Origin of the sequence: uncultured Cellulomonas sp. (genome assembly GCF_947494015.1) — a bacterium.
GTDB lineage: Bacteria > Actinomycetota > Actinomycetes > Actinomycetales > Cellulomonadaceae > Pengzhenrongella.
Map to the genome: position 1 here is coordinate 1 of NZ_CANLTL010000026.1, position 17995 is coordinate 17995.

A 17995-nucleotide genomic window follows, 5' to 3' on the forward strand; every position below is an offset into this window, starting at 1 on the left:
GGACGGCGTCGGGACGGTATTGTCGACACTCATCGTCCCGCCCCTTTCCACCCGGTTCGGCCACACGCCTCGCTGAAAGCGATACGGAAAGTCTACGAGGAGCCACTGACATCCCCGCTGCGGACCCTGGCGGCTGTGGACGAAATACTGTCGCAACGGACTGGGGACGCACTGACGTGAATCCGCGCCGACGCCACGGAGGTGGTCGGTCGCACCCGCGTCGCCATCACGGTGCACGATGCCGCGCCGTTCTCGCGGCGCGTCGATCGTCGCGGTCGGGTGACGAATCGGTGGCGCGCGAGCCGACGCCGTCCAGGTGCTCTCCTGCCATGCAGCCTTCCTCCTCGCGGCGCCACGTCAGCGTGTGGCCGTCGGCGACGGCGCCGCCGAGCCGGCAGGCGCTGCCGCTCCAGCGGTGCGCAGGCGAGGTCGGCCTGCGTCTCGATCCCCCCGGCCTCACATCCCCACCCGGCCTCGCTGAGCGTCCCCAGCACGCCCCACGCCTCACGTCGCGCCGCCCCGCCCCGCACCGCCCGCCAGCTCACCTCACCCCACCCTGCGTGTCGGTGCACCGACGTAGACTCGCCTGCATGAGTGAGCCGTTCGCCTCGACCACCGGACCTGACGACCCGTTCGGCGAGCAGCCGGACACCCTGGGCGGCGGGACCTCCACGGGCGTGCTCGAGCGCACCGAGGAGCAGGCCGAGGTCGAGCCCGGAGACCGGGAGCGGTTCGCGCACTACGTCCGCAAGAACAAGATCCTGGACTCGGCGCTGTCCGGGAAGCCGGTGATCGCCCTGTGCGGCAAGGTCTGGGTCCCCGGCCGGGACCCGAACAAGTTCCCGGTGTGCCCCATCTGCCAGGAGATCTACAACGGGCTGCGCCCACCGCAGGACGGCGAGGGCGGCGACAGCGGCTCCGGCGGCAAGTGAGCACCCCGCACCGCCTCCCTCCCACGCACGCGTCCGCCGCAGCGGCCTCCCAGCTCTCGCCCGCCTTCCCCGGGCGCGCGCCGTGGGGGACCGCAGGCAAGCTGCGCGCGTGGCAGGCCGAGGCGCTCGAGGCCTACCGCAGCACCGCACCCCGCGACTTCCTCGCCGTCGCGACCCCCGGCGCCGGCAAGACCACCTTCGCCCTGCGGATCGCGACCGAGCTGCTCAGCGCCGGCACCGTCCGGCGGGTGACGGTTGTCGCCCCGACCGAGCACCTCAAGCGGCAGTGGGCCGACGCGGCGGCGCGGGTCGGCATCCACCTCGACCCCACCTTCACCAACGCCCAGGGCCGGCACGGCGCGCACTACGACGGCGTCGCGCTGACGTACGCCCAGGTCGCGATGAAGCCCGCCCTGCACGCGGCCCGCACCACAGCAGCCCCGACGCTCGTCATCCTCGACGAGGTGCACCACGGTGGTGACGCGCTGTCGTGGGGCGACGGCATCCGGGACGCCTTCGAGGGCGCCACGCGCCGTCTGGCACTGACCGGGACGCCGTTCCGCTCCGACACGGCCGCGATCCCGTTCGTGCGGTACGAGCGCGGGGACGACGGCATCCGCCGCAGCGCCGCCGACTTCGTCTACGGGTACGGCGAGGCCCTGCGCGACCACGTGGTGCGGCCCGTCCTCTTCCTCACCTACTCCGGGCAGATGCGCTGGCGCACCAAGGCCGGCGACGAGATCAGCGCACGCCTGGGTGAGCCGCTCACCAAGGACATGACCGCCCAGGCGTGGCGCACAGCCCTGGACCCGAACGGCCAGTGGATCCCGTCCGTGCTCGCAGCCGCCGACCGGCGCCTGACCGAGGTGCGCCGCACCGTCCCGGACGCCGGCGCGATGATCATCGCGACCGACCAGACGGACGCGCGCGCCTACGCCGGTCACCTCGCTCGCCTCACCGGCGAGTCGCCCACGGTCGTGCTGTCGGACGAGGACGGCGCGTCGGACAAGATCGATGCGTTCTCCGCCGGGACCAGTCGCTGGCTGGTCGCGGTCCGCATGGTCTCCGAGGGCGTCGACGTGCCGCGGCTCGCCGTCGGGGTGTACGCGACGTCGACCGCCACACCGCTGTTCTTCGCCCAGGCGGTGGGCCGCTTCGTGCGTGCCCGACGTCGTGGGGAGACGGCGTCGGTCTTCCTGCCCAGCGTCCCCCAGCTGCTCGAGCTCGCCGGCACGCTGGAGGCCGAGCGCGACCACGCCCTGGACCGGCCCCTGACCACCGAGGAGCAGGGCGACCTGTACAACCCCGAGGACGCCCTCATGGCGGCCGCCAACCGTGCGGACTCGGGACCCGACGCCGTCGGCGCCGACGGGACGCAGGGGTCGTTCGAGGCGCTGGACGCCCAGGCGTCGTTCGACCGGGTGCTGTTCGACGGCGGCGAGTTCGGGACGGGCGCCGATGTCGGCTCCGAGGAGGAGCTGGACTTCCTCGGTCTGCCCGGCCTGCTCGACGCCGAGCAGGTCACCACCCTGCTCAAGCAGCGGCAGGCCGACCAGCTGACCGCCCGTCGCGGGAAGGGTGCGGGCTCCGCTGCGGCGGCCCCGGAGCCCGTCGTCGACCACCGGCGCGTCGCCGAGCTGCGCAAGGAGCTCAACCAGCTCGTCTCCGCCTGGGCACGGCGCAGCGGCCAGCCGCACGGTTCGGTGCACACCGAGCTGCGCCGCCGCAGCGGCGGCCCCGAGGTGCCGCTGGCGACGCTCCCGCAGCTCGAGCAGCGCGTCGCGCTGGTCCGCGGCTGGTTCGTCGGCAAGCGCTAGCTCGCTCGGTTCGGCGGTCGGCCGGGGGCCACCGCGGTCGACGCCGCGGCGGTTACCGCGGTCGACGCCGCCGGAGGCCGAGCGGGCCCCCGCGACCGCCCGGTCACGACCGCTGTTGCTGGAGTGACGGCTGGTGTTGGCGCGCGCGACGATCCGCACGCTGCCATGCTCGGGGGCGCATCACCGCCCGCGGAGGTCTCCGTGACGGGCGGCAACCGAGTGGAGAGGTACCACCATGTCCATGTGGCTGCTCCTGATCATCGCCGGCGTCGTGCTGCTGGTCCTGGGCCTCGCGATCGAGGCCGCCAAGATCCTCATCTGGATCGGCATCGCTGTCCTCGTGATCAGCGTGATCATGCACTTCGTCAACCGGGGTCGGTCGCGAGCCTGACCCACCGCAGGTGACTGACCACGCGTGACGCCGCGGCGGCGGGGGCGGGCGTACCGCCGCCGCCGCGCGCGCCGGTCCGGGCCGGCAGCCGGCGACGACGTCGGCGCCTCACCCCTCGAGCGTCACCGTGACCGTCGGGACCGCGGCCTCGTCCGCGGACAGCCGCCGAGCCCCGCGCGGCAGCTCGGCGCGTGAGTCCCGGTGTCGTTCCTGCGCGGTGTGCACCCCGTGCGCACCGCACCAGCGGGTGTCCACCGCACCCTCGATCACGAGCGGCACGTGCAGCGGCCGCAGCGCCTGGTCGTCGGGGGACCAGGTCGACACCGCGACGTCCGGCCCGGTGATCAGCACCTCCGCCTCGGCCCGGCCGTCCGCGTCCAGCCGGCGGGCCGCGTTCTTGCGGCCGCCCACGCTCGTCTTGGACGCCGACGCCTTCGCCACCGGCTCCAGCACGCCGTGGTCGCCGGCGCGGGCCACGAGCTTGTAGACCATGCCGCACGTCGGGGCGCCGGACCCGGTGACCACGGAGGTGCCGACCCCGTAGGCGTCCACCGGGGCGGCGGCCAGCGCGGCGATCGCGTGCTCGTCGAGGTCCGACGACACCACGATCTTGGTCGACGTCGCCCCGAGCCCGTCGAGCTGCTTGCGCACCTCCTGGACCATGTAGAGCAGGTCACCGGAGTCCAGTCGCACCGCGCCCAGCTCGGGCCCTGCAGCAGCGACCGCGGCCTCCACCCCGGCGCGCACGTCGTAGGTGTCGACCAGCAGCGTGGTGTCCGTGCCCAGCGAGGCGACCTGGCTCGCGAAGGCGGACTTCTCGTCGTCGTGCAGGAGCATGAAGGCGTGCGCGGCGGTGCCGATGGTGGGCAGCCCCCAGCGCCGTCCCGCCTCCAGGTTGGACGTGGCGGAGAAGCCGGCGACGACGGCGGCGCGGGCCGCGGCGACGGCCGCCTGCTCGTGCGCGCGTCGTGACCCCATCTCCAGCACGGGGCGGTCGACGGCGGCGCTGGTCATCCGGGACGCCGCCGACGCGACGGCCGAGTCGAAGTTGAGGATCGACAGGACCAGCGTCTCGAGCAGCACGCACTCGGCGAACGTGCCCTCGACGACCATGACCGGCGAGCGGGGGAAGAACACCTCGCCCTCGGCGTAGCCCGAGATGCTGCCGGTGAACCGGTACCGCGCCAGGTACTCGACGGTCGCGTCGTCGACCACGCGCTCCGCGGCCAGCCACTCCAGCTCGGCCTCGCCGAAGCGGAAGTCCGTCAGCGCCTCCAGCACACGGCCGGTCCCGGCCAGCACGCCGTACCGGCGCCCCGGCGGCAGCCGGCGGGCGAACACCTCGAACACCGAGTGCCGGTGCGCGGTGCCGTCGGCGAGAGCCGCCTGGAGCATGGTCAGCTCGTACCGGTCGGTCAGCAGCGCGGTGCTCGCGTGGGACGACGGTGAAGGGGGCGCGGTCCGGACGGCAGCGCTGCCGATCCGGACCGGGGGCTCCGGTGCGCTCATGCTGCTCACCGTAGGGGCGCGCGCGGTGGCCCGTCGACGCGAGCACCTACAGTGGGCCGGTGCCCGCGCAGACGCTTCCCGAGACCGACGTCCGGGTCGAGGAGGACGTGGAGGTCGCCGACGCCTGGGTGACCATCGTGTGGAACGACCCGGTCAACCTCATGACCTACGTCAGCTACGTGTTCCGGTCGTACTTCGGCTACCCCGAGGCGAAGGCGGAGCGGCTCATGCGCCAGGTGCACGAGGAGGGGCGCGCCGTGGTGTCGACCGGCAACCGGGAGCAGATGGAGGTCGACGTGCAGGCCATGCACGGGTTCGGCCTGTGGGCGACGCTCCAGCAGGGCGGCCGCTGATGCGCGGCTTCCGCGCGGTGGGCGGGCTGTACGTCGCCGGGCTGGGCCCGACCGAGCGCGAGGTGTTCGCCGGGGTGGTGGCCGACGTCGCCCAGCTGCTCGGCGCCGAGCAGCTCGGCGCGCCGGCCGGGGCCGGGCCCGAGGCCCCGACGGACGCTGTCACCGATCCGGGCGGTGGTGACCCGACCTCGGCGCTCGGCCCCCGGATGAGCACCGCGGACCTGCCCGCGCCCGTGGACCCGGCCGTGCGCCGGCTGCTCCCGGACGCCTCGCGCGACGACGACGGCGTCGCCGCGGAGTTCCGGCGGCTCACCGAGGCGGACCTGCGGGCGGCCAAGATCGGGCGGCTGCGGGACCTGTGGCAGGCGCTGTCCGGCGGGGGCGACCACGTGCCGGGCCTCGGCCTGGACGACGACCTCGACCTGGCGGTCACCCGCGACGACGCACCGGCGTTCGCTGCCGCGTTGACCGACGTCCGGCTCGTGCTCGCCGACCGGCTCGGGCTGGAGTCCGAGGAGGACGCCGACCGTCTGTACACCTCGCTCGAGGAGCAGGCGGCGGCGGAGGAGGCCGGCTGGGTGCCCGACGACGACCGGCCCGCGCGGGAGGTCGTCGCCGCCGAGATCCGGGCGTACCTGGGGTCGGTCTACGCGGCGCTGACCTGGCTGCAGGAGTCGCTGATGGCCCTGCTGCTGGCCGACCTCGGTCGCGACCCCGGGACGGGCCCCGGCACGGGCCGGGACACGGGCCCGGGCATGCGCCCGGACGCGGGCCCGGAGTAGGTCGGTCTAGGCTCGCCGGGTGAACGACGCTCCCATCGGCATCTTCGACTCGGGCGTGGGAGGGCTCACGGTCGCGCGGTCGATCCTCGACCAGCTGCCGCACGAGTCCCTGCTCTACATCGGTGACACGCTCAACTCCCCGTACGGTCCCAAGCCGCTGGCCGCCGTCCGCGCGCACGCGCTGGAGGTCATGGACGACCTGGTCGACGCGGGCGTGAAGATGCTCGTCATCGCGTGCAACAGCGCGTCGTCGGCGGTGCTGCGCGACGCGCGCGAGCGCTACACGGTGCGCCGCGGGCTGCCCGTCGTCGAGGTCATCCTGCCCGCGGCCCGGCGCGCGGTCGCCGCCACCCGGTCCGGCCGGGTCGGCGTGATCGGCACCCGCGCGACCATCGCGTCCCGGTCCTACGAGGACGCGTTCGCGGTCGCGGCGGGCCTGCGGCTGACCACCCAGGCCTGCCCGCGGTTCGTGGAGTTCGTCGAGGCCGGCGTGACGTCCGGACCCGAGGTCCTCGCGGTGGCGCACGACTACCTCGACCCGGTGCGCGAGGCCGGCGTCGACACGCTGGTGCTCGGCTGCACGCACTACCCGCTGCTCACCGGGGTGATCTCCTACGTCATGGGTGAGGACGTCACCCTGGTCTCCAGCGCCGAGGAGACCGCGAAGGACGTCTACCGCAACCTCGTCGCGCACGGGCTGGAGCGGCCGGACTCCGCGGGCGCGCCGGATCACCGCTTCCTCGCCACGGGGGACTCCGCGTCCTTCCAGCACCTGGCCCGCCGCTTCCTGGGGCCCGAGGTGGGCGCGGTCGAGCCCGTCGGGACGCTGCGATGAGGGCGGCACGGTGAGGCTGACCGTCGTGGGGTGCGCCGGCTCCTTCCCGAGCGCGGAGTCGTCGGCGTCGAGCTACCTCGTGGAGGCCGACGACGAGTCCGGGCGCACCTGGCGCGTCGTCCTCGACCTGGGCAGCGGCTCGCTCGGGGCGCTGCAGCGGTACTGCGACCCGGCGGACGTCGACGCGTTCGCGGTGTCGCACATGCACGCCGACCACTGCGCCGACCTGGTGGTGCTCGGGGTCTACCTGCGCTACCGGCCGGGCGGCCACCGGACGGCCGTCCCGGTGCACGCCCCGCCCGGGGCGGCGGAGCGGCTCGCGCAGATGGCCGGGTCCGACCCGGCGACCGAGCTGCGCGGCTGCCTGGACGTGCACGAGTGGGTCGAGGGCGCCGCCGTCGACATCGGCCCCCTGCGGCTCGAGCCGGTCGGCGTCGACCACCCCGTCCCGTGCTTCGGGGTCCGGGTCACCGGGCCCGCGGAGGGTGAGCCCGGGCGCCGGGTCACGCTCGCCTACACCGGCGACACCGACGAGTGCGCCGGGCTGGGGTCGCTGGCGACCGGCGCGGACCTGCTGCTCGCGGAGGCGGCGTTCCTCGAGGGCCGCGACGACGACCTGCGCGGGATCCACCTGACGGGTCGGCGGGCCGGTGCGGCGGCCGCGGCCCACGGGGTGCGCGAGCTCGTGCTCACGCACCTGGTCGCCTGGAACGACCCGGCGGTGACGGTCGCCGAGGCGCGCGCGGTGTACGACGGCGCGCTGGCCGTCGCCGAGCCCGGGGCGGTGTACCGCCTCTAGGCGGATGCGCCGACGGCGCCCCGGCCGCTGCACCCACCGGCCGGCGTGCTCGCCCGCGTGCCCGCCCGCGTGCTCGCCCGCGTGCCCGCCCGGCGTCGGGCGACTCCGCCCGGTACGGTTCGGCGGGCAGTGGGGCACCGGGGCGCGGCGACGAGGGGTGGCTCACACATGCGAGAGGTCGACACCGAGACGGCGGAGCTGATCGCTCGCTGCGTCCAGGCCGGGGACACCCCGATGGTGGTCTCGGAGGCCTCCGGCGACTTCCCCATCATCTACGTCAACCCGGCATTCGAGGCCCTGACCGGGTACGCGGGCGCGGACGTGCTGGGACGCAACTGCCGGTTCCTGCAGGGGCCGCAGACCCACCCGGGCACCGTGCGCTCCGTGGGCGACGACCTGCGCGCCGGCCGGGGGAGCCGCGCCCGGCTCGTGAACCTGCGTGCCGACGGGTCCTCCTACTGGGCCGAGATCCGGATCTCGGCCGTGGCGGACGGCGCCCGGTCGCCGGCCTGGTTCCTCGCCGTGGTGCACGACGTGAGCGAGGAGGTCGCCCACCTGCAAGAGGCCGCACGGGCCGCGTCCCAGGACCCGCTGACGGGCCTGATGAACCGGGTCGCGTTCGCCGCCGCGACCGAGCGCGAGCTGGTCCGTGCGACGCGGCACCACCGGTCGGTGGGTGTGCTGTTCCTCGACCTGGACGGCTTCAAGCAGGTCAACGACACCCACGGGCACCCGGTCGGCGACCGGTACCTCGTCCACGTCGCCGAGGTGCTGCGACGCCGGCTGCGCACCGGTGACATGTCCGCCCGCCACGGCGGTGACGAGTTCACCGTGCTGCTCACCGACCTGCCCGCCGACGGCGACGCCGCCGCGCACGTCGTGGCGAGCCTCACCGACGCGCTCGCCGAGCCGTTCACCGTCGACGGCGCCGAGCACCGGGTCGCGGTGACCATCGGCGCCGCGGTGTTCCCGCGCGACGGAGGCACGGTCCGCGAGCTCGTCGCGCACGCCGACGCGGACATGTACGGACGCAAGCCCTGGCGCCCGGACCGCCCCGACCGCCCGGTCCTGCCGGCCGCCCCCGGCACCCCGACCGCACCCGGCGCCGGGTGACGACGCGCCGGACCGGTCAGCCGCGCGCCGGCCGGGACGGCTTGTGCCGGTACATGTCGGCGTCGGCACGCGCGATCAGGTCCCGCACGGTGGTCCCGTCCCGCGGGGACAGGGCGGTGCCGACGCTCACCGAGGTGCGGTGCTCGGCGCCGTCGACGGTGAACGGCGTCGCCAGGCACGCGCGCAGGTCCGCGACCACCCGGGCGACGGCCGCCGCGCCGTCACCCGGCAGGTCGGTCAGCAGCGCGACGAACTCGTCGCCACCCACCCGTGCCGCGGCGTCGTGGCTGCGCAGGCGTGCGCGCAGGCACTCCGAGATGTGCACGAGGTAGCCGTCGCCGACCAGGTGACCGTGTGCGTCGTTGACCGCCTTGAAGTCGTCGACGTCGAAGAACAGCACGCCGAGCGCGCCGCCGGTCCGTGCGGCTCGGTCGAGCTGACGCTCGAGCTGGTCCGCGAACGCCCTGCGGTTCATCAGCCCGGTCAGCGGGTCCCGGTGGGCGGCCCGCACGGCCTCGTGCTGGGCCGACACCTCCGGGGTCACGTCGTGCAGGACGGCGAAGAACCGGGCGACGCCGCCGGCCCCGTCGGGCACGGGGGAGATGTGCAGGTCGACCCAGTAGGCCGAGCCGTCCGCGCGGTAGTTCACGACCCGCGACCGGGTCACACGCCCCCGGCGCAGGCTGTCGCCCATCGCGCGCACCGCCGCGGGGTCGGTCTCGGGGCCCTGCATGAACCGCGCGTTGCGGCCCAGCACGTCGGCCGACCGGTAACCGGTCAGTCGCTCGAAGGCCGGGTTGACGTACACCAGCGGCAGGTCGGGCCGTGTCGCGTCGGCGATCGCCATGGCGGTGTCCGTGGCGTGCACGGACCCGACCAGCAGGTCGGCGAGGTCCGCCTGTTCACCCACCGCGCCTCCACCTGTGCGGGCGCCTCGCGTCAGCGCCCGGCACTGCGCACGCTAGCCGTCCGCGACGACCGGGGCAGCCGGGCGGGGCAGCCGGACGACCCGCGGACGCCGGGCGGCCAGGACGGTGCCGCCGGATAGGCTCGGCCCCATGACCACCCCCGCCTCCTTCTCGCGCGCCGACGGCCGCCGTCCCGACGAGCTGCGCCCGGTGACGATCACCCGTGACTGGCTGGACACGGGCGAGGGCAGCGTGCTGGTCGAGTTCGGCGGCACCAAGGTGCTGTGCGTGGCGTCCTTCACGGTCGGCGTCCCGCGCTGGCGCAAGGGGTCGGGGCAGGGCTGGGTCACCGCGGAGTACGCCATGCTGCCCCGCGCGACGTCCACCCGGTCCGACCGCGAGTCGGTCAAGGGACGCATCGGCGGCCGGACGCACGAGATCTCGCGCCTGATCGGCCGCTCCCTGCGCGCCGTCGTCGACGTCGCCGCGCTGGGCGAGAACACCCTGGTGCTGGACTGCGACGTCCTGCAGGCCGACGGCGGCACCCGCACCGCCGCGATCACCGGCGCCTGGGTCGCGCTCGCCGACGCCGTCGCGTGGGGGCAGCGGCAGGGCGCCATCACCGGCTCGCGGCCCGTGCTGCAGGACTCGGTCGCGGCCGTGAGCGTCGGGATCGTCGACGGCGTCCCGGTGCTGGACCTGCCCTACGTCGAGGACGTGCGCGCGCACACCGACATGAACGTCGTCGTGACGGGCAAGGGCCAGTTCGTCGAGGTGCAGGGCACCGCCGAGGGGGCACCGTTCGACCGCCGGGAGCTCGACGCGCTGCTCGACCTCGCGCTCGAGGGCACGAGCCGGCTCACCCACTACCAGGAGCAGGCTCTCGCGACCGGCTCCGCGACCCACCCGTGACCGACGGCGGTCCGGGCGCCGCCACGCCACCCGGCGCGCGGCTGGTGCTGGCGACCCACAACGCCCACAAGCTCGGTGAGCTGCGGGCCATCCTCGCCCCGGCCGTCGCGGACCTGGACCCGGCGGCCGTCGTCGGTGCCCGCGACGTCGGCGCGCCGGAGCCGGTCGAGGACGGGGTGACGTTCGCCGAGAACGCGTTGATCAAGGCCCGCGCGCTGGCCGCGTTCACCGGGCTGCCGGCGGTCGCCGACGACTCCGGTCTCGCGGTCGACGTGCTCGGCGGCGCCCCGGGGATCTTCTCGGCCCGCTGGGCCGGCCGCCACGGCGACGACGCCGCCAACCTCGCGCTCCTGCTCGCCCAGCTCGCGGACATCGCCCCGGTGCACCGTGGGGCGCAGTTCGTCTGCGCCGCCGCCCTGGTGACGCCGGACGGCGAGGAGCACGTGGAGCTCGGCCGGCTGCGGGGCACGCTCGCAGCCGAGCCGCGGGGCGCCGGGGGGTTCGGCTACGACCCCGTGCTCGTGCCCGTCGACCAGCCCACCGGTGCCCCGGAGCGGACCTGCGCCGAGCTGTCCGCGGCCGAGAAGAACGCGATCTCCCACCGTGGCCAGGCCTTCCGCGCCCTGGCGCCCGTCATCGCCCGCGTGCTGAGCCGACCGGCCGGCGGCGGGCCGATCCGCTGAGCAGGGTCGCCACCGTGCGCCAGCCCACCAGCCCCACCGCCAGCACCCCGGCCGCCACCGCGACGAACGCCGGCGCGAGCCCGCCCCCCGCCAGCCCGCGCAGGGCGAGCCCGCCGGCCCCGGTCACCGCCCACAGCGCGACGCCGGCCGGCCACACCCGCCACGGGCTGCGCCACACACGCAGCACCAGCCAGCCGACGGCGCACGCGACCAGGAACGGCCACGCGGTCGTCAGCACCCCGACGACGCCCCCGGACTCCGCGTGCGAGGACCGGCCGGCCGCGACGAAGGCGACCACGACGACGACGTCGAGCACGCCGGCGAGCACGACGGCAGGCACTGCCGCGGGCTGGACGGCGGTCACTGCGGCGGGCGGGACGGACGACCGGGCCGGGGAGCGCATGGCAGCGACCGTAACCCGCGCGCCGGGCGCCGTGACCGCGGCAGTCACCGCCGGTGCGGCCGAGCGGGCCCGACCGTGACCGCCACCCCCGCGCCCGAGGTCGGCACCCCCGTGGCGCCCGGCGTCGTGCACGTCGCGGCGCGCGACGTCTCCTTCGGCTACCCCGGCCGTCCCGTGCTGCGTGGCCTGTCCCTGACGGTCGGTGCGGGCGCGCGGCTGGGCGTCGTCGGCGAGAACGGCGCGGGCAAGTCGACGCTGCTCGGGGTGCTCGCGGGCACGCTGCACCCGACGGCCGGCCAGGTGGACCGTGCGGGCTCGGTGGCGACCGTCGCGCAGGAGCTCACCGCGGCGGGCGGTGCCACCGTCGGCACGCTCGTCGACGAGGCGCTCGCCGCGGTCCGCACCGCGGACGCGGAGCTGCGGCACACCCTGGACACGTTCGACCACGACGGCGGCGACCTGCCGGCGCTGAGCCGGGCGCTGGCGCGCGTCGAGCACCTGGCCGGCTGGGACGCCGACCGGCGGATGGACGAGGCCCTCACCCGGTTCGGGGCACCGCGCGACCTCGACCGGCCGCTGGACGCCATGAGCGTGGGGGAGCGGTACCGGGTCCGCCTCGCGTGCCGCATCGCGCAGCGGTCGGACGTGCTGCTGCTCGACGAGCCGACCAACCACCTGGACGCCGCCGGGGTCGCCTACCTGACCGCCCAGCTGCAGGGGTGGCCGGGCGTCGTCGTCCTGGTGACGCACGACCGCCAGCTGCTGGACGACGTCATGACCGGGATGCTCGACCTCGACCCCACGATCGACGGCCGGCCCGCGGTGTACGGCGCGACGACGTACGCGGCGTACCGCTTCGCCAAGGACCAGGCGCTGCGGCGGTGGCGGCAGCGGTACGCCGCCGAGACCAAGCGCCGTGCCCAGCTGCTGCGGCGCCTCGACGAGTCCTACGAGGGCCTGTCGGACGAGTGGCGACCGCCCAAGGGCAGCAACAAGCACCGCCGCGCCACCGGGGCACGCATCCACGTCAAGGCCGCCGACCGGCTCGTCCAGCGCCTGGAGGCCGCGGCCGTCGACGTCCCGACGCCGCCGCTGTCGCTGTCGTTCCCCGACCTGCCGGCGCTCCCGGCGCCCGACGGCGGCACCCCGACCGGCGGCCCGCTGCTCGAGGTGCGCGCGCCGCGGGTGCCGGGCCGCCTCGACCTGCCCGGGGTGCGGGTCGGCCTGCCGCCGTGCGGCCGGCTGCTGGTGACCGGTCCCAACGGGTCGGGCAAGTCCACGCTGCTCGCGGCGCTCGCCGGCGCGGTGCCACTGGCGCGCGGCGTGCGGACGGTCGCCCCGGGGGTGCGGATCGGGACGCTCGCCCAGGAGGGGCACGCGTCGGTCGGACCGCGCGGCGAGCCGCTGCCCGACGTCGCCCAGCTGCCGGGGGCCGGTCCGGACCCCGCCGCAGACGGTGCAGCCACCGGCGACGCGGCACCGGTCGACGGCCCACCGACGGGCTTCGCCGCCTACGCGCGCCGGGCGCTGGACCTGCTCGCGATCGGTGCGCTCGACCCCGACCAGCTCGTCGCGGTCGCGGGACTGGGCCTGCTGACCGAGGAGGACCTGGACCGCCCGGTCACCGAGCTGTCCGTGGGCCAGCGCCGCCGGTTCGACCTGGCCTGCGCGCTGCTCGCGGCCCCGCACGTGCTGCTGCTCGACGAGCCCACCAACCACCTGTCGATCGCGCTGGTCGACGAGCTGACCGCCGCGCTGCGGGCGACGTCGGCCGCGGTCGTCGTGGCCACCCATGACCGGCGCATGCGCGCGGACCTGGCCGACTGGCCCGAGCTCGCGCTGGGCTGACCTCCCACCCTGCGAGGATCGGGCGATGAGCAGCAGCGGATCCGGTGCCGGTCGCCGGGCGGTCGTGGTCGGTGCGGGGATCGGCGGGCTGGCGGCGGCCCTGGGCCTGCACCAGCACGGGTGGGACGTCCAGGTGCTGGAGCGGGCGCCGGCGCTGACCCCGGTCGGCGCGGGTATCGCGCTCGCGCCGAACGGACTGCGGGCCCTGGACGCGCTGGGCCTCGGCGCCGTCGTCCGCCAGCGGGCCGCGGCGCAGGGGGCCGGCGGCTACCGCGACCCGGGTGGCCGCTGGCTGCTGCGCCAGGACCTGGGCGCGGTGACCGAGGCGCTGGGCGACTCGTTCGTCGTGCTCCGCCGCCCGGACCTGGTGAGCTTCCTCGTCGACGCCCTCCCGCCCGGTGCGCTGCGGACGGGGGTCGAGGTGCGGGGTGTCACGGTCGGCGACGCGACGCGGCCGGCGCAGGTCGCCACCGGCGACGGCGACCTCGAGGTCGACCTCGTCGTCGCCGCGGACGGCGTCCACTCGCGCCTGCGCCACGCGCTGTTCCCGAGCCACCCCGGGACCCGGTACGCCGGCTACGTCGCCTGGCGCCTGCTGCCGCGGGTCTCCGCCGACGTCGCCCGGCACGGCCAGTTCGAGACGTGGGGCCGCGGCCGGCGGTTCAGCGCCCTGCTGATGGCCGACGACGAGGTGTACTGCTGGGCGACCGTGAGCAAGCCGGCCGGGCGCGACGTCGAGGACGACCGCGCCGAGCTGCTGGCCCGGTTCGGGGACTGGCACCAGCCCGTCCCGGCGCTGATCGAGGCGACGCCCCCGGACCGGATCCTGCGGCACGACGTCGTCGAGCTCGCCCGGCCGCTGCCGGCGCTGCACGCGGGCCGCGTCGCGCTGGTGGGCGACGCGGGGCACGCCCTGACCCCGGACCTGGGCCAGGGCGGGTGCCTCGCGCTGGAGGACGCCGTCGAGCTCGCGCTGCTCATGGGCCGGCAGGCTCCGGTCCCCGAGGCGTTGGCGCAGTACACCCGTCTGCGGCTGCCTCGGGTCAGCCAGATCGCCGCGCGGTCGCGGCAGCTCGCCAGGGTCGGGCAGGCCAGCGGCCCCGTGGTGACCGGCGTCCGGACCGCCGTCCTGCGCGCCGCGGCCGTCCTGCCGGCCGGCGTCCTGGCCCGCGGTCTGGGCGGCGTCGTCGACTGGCGACCGCAGGCCGGGGCCTGAGGACCGCCGACCCGGCACGGGCCGCGTGCGAGGAGCGCAGACGCACGACGGGTGCCGCCCCCGGGGGGACGGCACCCGTCGCGGTGCGTGCTGTGCCGCTCAGCCTCAGCTCAGCGGCCGTGGCTCAGCAGGGGCTCGGCAGGGGCTCAGTGCTGGTGAGCGCCCTCGTGCTCGGCGTGCTGCGCCTTGATCTGGGCGCGGACGTCGTCCATGTCCAGCGCCTTGACGGCGCTGACGACCTGCTCGAGCGCCGGGCCGGGCAGCGCGCCGGCCTGGTTGAAGACCAGGATGCCCTCGCGGAACGCCATCAGCGTCGGGATCGAGGTGATGCCCAGCTCGCCCGCCAGGGACTGCTCCGCCTCGGTGTCGACCTTCGCGTGGACGATCTCCGGGTGGCTCTCGGACGAGGCCTCGAAGACCGGTCCGAAGCGCTTGCAGGGGCCGCACCACTCCGCCCAGAAGTCGACCAGGACGATGTCGTTGTCCTTGATGGTCTGCTCGATGGTCGTGCCGGTCAGCTCGGTCGTCGCCATGGTCTGTCCTCTCTCGCGGTTCCGTCTGTCCGGTTGGCACAGCAACGCAGGGCGGCGGACTATTCCGCCACGCTGCGCGTCGAGTACGGCCGGGCGCGGACCGCGGGGTAGAAATGCCGGGTGACGGACACCTTCGAGCTGCCCGACCCCGACCACGAGCCCGGGCGTCCGGCCGGCTGGCTGCCCCCGGACGAGATCGCCCGCATCCGCGCGGTGGTCCCGATCCTCTACGTCGACGCCGTCCCCGTACGGGTCGACGACTCCGGCGACGTGGTCGCGGTGGGGCTGCTGCTGCGGGTCACACCGGAGGGGGTGATGTCCCGGGCGCTGGTCTCCGGCCGCGTGATGCACCACGAGCGGGTGCGCGACGCGCTGCTGCGGCACATCGAGAAGGACCTCGGCCCGGTCGCGCTGCCGCACATCCCGTCCTCGCCGCAGCCGTTCACGGTGGCCGAGTTCTTCCCCACGCCGGGCGTGACGCCGTACCACGACCCCCGCCAGCACGCGGTGTCGCTGGCGTACGTGGTGCCCGTCTCGGGGGACTGCCGCCCGCAGCAGGACGCGCTGGACCTGGCGTGGCTGACGCCGGAGGAGGCGGCCAGCGAGCAGGTGCAGGTGGAGATGAACGGCGGTCAGGGGCTGCTGCTGCGCCAGGCGATGGCGCACGTCGGTCGGCTGCCCTGAGCCTGAGCCTGAGGCGGACCGGGGTGACCGGTCCGTGCTGGGTGCGGGAGACGGGATTCGAACCCGCACGCCCGGAGGCACCAGGACCTAAACCTGGCGTGGCTACCGTTACACCACTCCCGCGGGGACAGCGTCGCACACGGGCCGCTGCGTGCGGCCCGGGTGCGCGGCGTCAGTCGATGCCCAGGTCCCGGCGCAGCTTGGCGACGTGCCCGGTGGCCTTGACGTTGTACTGCGCGAGCAGCACCGTGCCGTCGGGGTCGACGACGACCGTGGACCGGATGACCCCGGTGACCGTCTTGCCGTACAGCTTCTTCTCACCGAACGCGCCCCACGCGGTGAGGACCTGCTTGTCGACGTCGGACACCAAGGGGTAGGTGAGCCCGTCGTGGGCCGCGAACGCCGCGAGCTTGTCCACCGGGTCCGGCGAGACGCCGACGACGGCGTAGTTCTGGCTCTGCAGCGTCTCCAGCGAGTCCCGGAAGTCGCACGCCTGCGTCGAGCAGCCGGGCGTCATCGCCGCCGGGTAGAAGTAGACGATCACGTGCTGGCCGCGCAGCGACGACAGGGTGAGCTGGCCGCCGTCGGCGGTGGGCAGGGTGAAGTCCGGGGCGGTGTCGCCGGGGGCGAGGCGCGTCGTCATGGCGCACAGCGTAGTGACGCCGCGGCCGCCGTCGGACCGTGCCGGTGGCAGCGAGGCGGGCCGATGCCGGGCGAGCGGTACCGTCGGCGGCGTGACCACCCAGATCCCCGCCGCGGACGACGGCGCCCCCGCCATCCGGATGCTCGGCGACCGGCTGCTGGTGCGGCTGGACGCCGAGTCGGCCGAGCGTCGGTCGTCGTCCGGCATCGTCATCCCGGCGACCGCGTCGGTCGGCCGCAAGCTCGCCTGGGCGCAGGTCGCCGCCGCCGGCCAGGGGGTGCGGCAGGTGACCGTGGGGGACAGGGTGCTGTTCGACCCGGAGGACCGCGCGGAGGTCGAGCTCGGCGGCACCGTCTACGTCCTGCTGCGGGAGAAGGACGTGCACGGCGTGGCCCAGGCCGAGGGCGGCCGCAGCGGCACGGGGCTCTACCTCTGACGGCTGGTCCGGTGACGCACGTCCCTCCGACGGGTCAGCGCCCGTCGTGGTGCCTTGCCACCCGGCGACGGCGGATGGTCCGATGAGCGCTCCACGACCAGGCGACGACGAGACGAGGGAACGTGGCGCACGGTGACGGCTCCCCGGTGGAGCCCGGGCACGAGGGTGACGAGGTCATGGACCTGCTCGCCGAGCACATCCCGCTCGCGCTGCTGCTCGACCTGGCCCCCACCGACGGCCCCGCGTCCGAGGAGATCCTCCGCGCCGAGGGCGTGCCCGACGACGCCTGGTGGGAGCCCGAGCCGGCCGGCGCGGAGCTCGTCGGCGAGGCGACGACGGAGCCGACCAGGAAGCCGACGGCGTGACGTCCGCCACGATGGCGGCCCCGGGTTCGCCGACGACGGCGGGCTGGTGCTAACGTTTCTGACCGCGCGCCATTAGCTCAATTGGCAGAGCAGCTGACTCTTAATCAGCGGGTTCGGGGTTCGAGTCCCTGATGGCGCACCATCACCCCAGGCCAGCGACTCACTCCGGGTCGCTGGCCTGAGGTTTGTCCGGGGTTGGGTCCACGTGTGGGTCCACGTGTTGCGCCGGGTCGTGGTCGAAGAGCGTGTCCAAGCTTCGCGCTACGTCAGCCCGCGGCAGTCGCCGGCCCATGTAGACGTCCTGCGTCATCGAGACCCGGGCGTGGCCGAGCTGGTCGGCGATCGACCGCGCGGTCAGCCCTTGCTCGTCGAGCAAGGTCGCCACCGTCCGCCGCGCCGTGTGGGAGACGAACCACTCGAACTCCGTCCCGGACCGCACCGTCCGCAGGTCCCGGCTGACGTTGTTGCGATCCCGCCAGCCACCTACGGCGTCGGGGAACACCGGGAGGGATCCGGCCGAGGCCTCCCGACGCCTGCGCAGCATCGCCACGCACCACACCGGGATGAGCAGGACGCGCTGCGATGTCGCGGACTTGGTCGTCTTGCGCACCAATCCTTTGCCGCGGACGCGAACGATCGTCGCCTCCACCCGAACGATGCCCCGCTCCAGGTCGACGTCGTCCCAGGCGAGCGCGAGCACTTCGCCGAGCCGCATGCCTGTCGCCAGGAGCAACCGCACGAGGTCGGGCAGGTCCTGGGTCTGCTGCACGGATAGGTGACAGTGGTTCTCAGGCGGCGAGTGCGACCTGAGGGGTCATGATGGCCTCGAATTC

General features: G+C 75.1%; 21 protein-coding genes and 2 tRNA genes. 16 read left to right on the top strand and 7 right to left on the bottom strand.

Going from position 1 to position 17995, the window contains the following annotated elements; translation table 11 throughout:
* Positions 1–590: 590 nt before the first annotated feature.
* The 3 genes from Q0840_RS18625 to Q0840_RS18635 all read left to right on the top strand — a co-directional run bounded on the left by Q0840_RS18625 (position 591) and on the right by Q0840_RS18635 (position 3140).
* The gene (locus Q0840_RS18625) at positions 591–932 is read left to right on the top strand and encodes a DUF3039 domain-containing protein (RefSeq protein WP_298462529.1); all 342 of its coding nucleotides are present in this window, start codon (positions 591–593) and stop codon (positions 930–932) included.
* On the top strand, positions 929–2749 hold the full coding sequence (locus tag Q0840_RS18630; protein ID WP_298462531.1) for a DEAD/DEAH box helicase: 1821 nt from the start codon (positions 929–931) through the stop codon (positions 2747–2749). Before Q0840_RS18625 ends, Q0840_RS18630 begins: the two co-directional genes overlap by 4 nt.
* A gap of 241 nt (positions 2750–2990) precedes the next feature.
* Positions 2991–3140, top strand: a complete 150-nt coding sequence (locus Q0840_RS18635) for a hypothetical protein (protein WP_298462578.1) — start codon at positions 2991–2993, stop codon at positions 3138–3140.
* Positions 3141–3248: 108 nt separating this feature from the next.
* Here Q0840_RS18635 and Q0840_RS18640 read toward each other — a convergent pair whose 3' ends face one another.
* A complete protein-coding gene (locus tag Q0840_RS18640; protein WP_298462570.1) occupies positions 3249–4535 on the bottom strand; it encodes a nicotinate phosphoribosyltransferase in 1287 nt (428 codons plus the stop codon).
* 173 nt (positions 4536–4708) lie between these two features.
* Between Q0840_RS18640 and clpS the strand changes: the two genes are divergently transcribed.
* The 5 genes from clpS to Q0840_RS18665 all read left to right on the top strand — a co-directional run bounded on the left by clpS (position 4709) and on the right by Q0840_RS18665 (position 8531).
* Positions 4709–5002, top strand: coding sequence for an ATP-dependent Clp protease adapter ClpS (gene clpS, locus Q0840_RS18645; RefSeq protein WP_298462532.1), 294 nt, complete (start codon positions 4709–4711; stop codon positions 5000–5002).
* Positions 5002–5784: a DUF2017 domain-containing protein gene (locus tag Q0840_RS18650; protein WP_298462534.1), complete on the top strand. Its 783-nt coding sequence runs from the start codon at positions 5002–5004 to the stop codon at positions 5782–5784. The genes clpS and Q0840_RS18650 overlap by 1 nt, the downstream gene beginning before the upstream one ends.
* Before the next feature lie 19 nt (positions 5785–5803).
* Positions 5804–6619, top strand: a complete 816-nt coding sequence (gene murI, locus Q0840_RS18655; RefSeq protein ID WP_298462535.1) for a glutamate racemase — start codon at positions 5804–5806, stop codon at positions 6617–6619.
* A gap of 10 nt (positions 6620–6629) precedes the next feature.
* Positions 6630–7418, top strand: a complete 789-nt coding sequence (locus Q0840_RS18660; RefSeq protein ID WP_298462537.1) for an MBL fold metallo-hydrolase — start codon at positions 6630–6632, stop codon at positions 7416–7418.
* Positions 7419–7586: 168 nt separating this feature from the next.
* The gene (locus tag Q0840_RS18665; RefSeq protein ID WP_298462540.1) at positions 7587–8531 is read left to right on the top strand and encodes a diguanylate cyclase domain-containing protein; all 945 of its coding nucleotides are present in this window, start codon (positions 7587–7589) and stop codon (positions 8529–8531) included.
* 16 nt (positions 8532–8547) lie between these two features.
* On the opposite strand, the gene Q0840_RS18670 is transcribed toward Q0840_RS18665, so the two are convergent.
* Positions 8548–9441: a diguanylate cyclase domain-containing protein gene (locus Q0840_RS18670; RefSeq protein WP_298462542.1), complete on the bottom strand. Its 894-nt coding sequence runs from the start codon at positions 9439–9441 to the stop codon at positions 8548–8550.
* Between the two features lie 148 nt (positions 9442–9589).
* On the opposite strand from Q0840_RS18670, the gene rph reads away from it, so the two are divergent.
* Entirely contained in the window at positions 9590–10351 is a 762-nt protein-coding gene (gene rph, locus Q0840_RS18675; RefSeq protein WP_298462545.1) for a ribonuclease PH, read from the top strand.
* Entirely contained in the window at positions 10348–11034 is a 687-nt protein-coding gene (gene rdgB / locus Q0840_RS18680) for an RdgB/HAM1 family non-canonical purine NTP pyrophosphatase (RefSeq protein WP_298462547.1), read from the top strand. Before rph ends, rdgB begins: the two co-directional genes overlap by 4 nt.
* Here the strand turns inward: rdgB and Q0840_RS18685 are convergent.
* Positions 10985–11437 carry a DUF3054 domain-containing protein gene (locus Q0840_RS18685; RefSeq protein ID WP_298462549.1) on the bottom strand — a complete coding sequence of 151 codons (453 nt, stop codon included), beginning with the start codon at positions 11435–11437 and terminating at the stop codon, positions 10985–10987. The genes rdgB and Q0840_RS18685 overlap by 50 nt on opposite strands.
* Before the next feature lie 126 nt (positions 11438–11563).
* On the opposite strand from Q0840_RS18685, the gene Q0840_RS18690 reads away from it, so the two are divergent.
* On the top strand, positions 11564–13285 hold the full coding sequence (locus tag Q0840_RS18690; RefSeq protein ID WP_298462573.1) for an ABC-F family ATP-binding cassette domain-containing protein: 1722 nt from the start codon (positions 11564–11566) through the stop codon (positions 13283–13285).
* A 25-nt stretch (positions 13286–13310) separates the two neighbouring features.
* Positions 13311–14501 carry an FAD-dependent monooxygenase gene (locus Q0840_RS18695; RefSeq protein WP_298462552.1) on the top strand — a complete coding sequence of 397 codons (1191 nt, stop codon included), beginning with the start codon at positions 13311–13313 and terminating at the stop codon, positions 14499–14501.
* A 146-nt stretch (positions 14502–14647) separates the two neighbouring features.
* Here Q0840_RS18695 and trxA read toward each other — a convergent pair whose 3' ends face one another.
* Positions 14648–15034, bottom strand: a complete 387-nt coding sequence (gene trxA / locus Q0840_RS18700) for a thioredoxin (RefSeq protein WP_298462556.1) — start codon at positions 15032–15034, stop codon at positions 14648–14650.
* A 120-nt stretch (positions 15035–15154) separates the two neighbouring features.
* Between trxA and Q0840_RS18705 the strand changes: the two genes are divergently transcribed.
* On the top strand, positions 15155–15718 hold the full coding sequence (locus Q0840_RS18705; RefSeq protein WP_298462559.1) for an NUDIX hydrolase family protein: 564 nt from the start codon (positions 15155–15157) through the stop codon (positions 15716–15718).
* Positions 15719–15760: 42 nt separating this feature from the next.
* On the opposite strand, the gene Q0840_RS18710 is transcribed toward Q0840_RS18705, so the two are convergent.
* Positions 15761–15841, bottom strand: a tRNA-Leu gene (locus Q0840_RS18710).
* 49 nt (positions 15842–15890) lie between these two features.
* A complete protein-coding gene (gene bcp, locus Q0840_RS18715) occupies positions 15891–16361 on the bottom strand; it encodes a thioredoxin-dependent thiol peroxidase (protein WP_298462562.1) in 471 nt (156 codons plus the stop codon).
* A gap of 139 nt (positions 16362–16500) precedes the next feature.
* On the opposite strand from bcp, the gene Q0840_RS18720 reads away from it, so the two are divergent.
* From Q0840_RS18720 to Q0840_RS18730, 3 genes are all read left to right on the top strand, one after another.
* The gene (locus Q0840_RS18720) at positions 16501–16797 is read left to right on the top strand and encodes a co-chaperone GroES (RefSeq protein WP_298462575.1); all 297 of its coding nucleotides are present in this window, start codon (positions 16501–16503) and stop codon (positions 16795–16797) included.
* A gap of 122 nt (positions 16798–16919) precedes the next feature.
* Positions 16920–17162: a hypothetical protein gene (locus tag Q0840_RS18725; RefSeq protein WP_298462565.1), complete on the top strand. Its 243-nt coding sequence runs from the start codon at positions 16920–16922 to the stop codon at positions 17160–17162.
* A 66-nt stretch (positions 17163–17228) separates the two neighbouring features.
* A tRNA-Lys gene (locus tag Q0840_RS18730) sits at positions 17229–17304 on the top strand.
* Between the two features lie 18 nt (positions 17305–17322).
* Here Q0840_RS18730 and Q0840_RS18735 read toward each other — a convergent pair.
* Positions 17323–17931, bottom strand: a complete 609-nt coding sequence (locus tag Q0840_RS18735) for a site-specific integrase (RefSeq protein ID WP_298462567.1) — start codon at positions 17929–17931, stop codon at positions 17323–17325.
* Positions 17932–17995 lie beyond the last annotated feature (64 nt).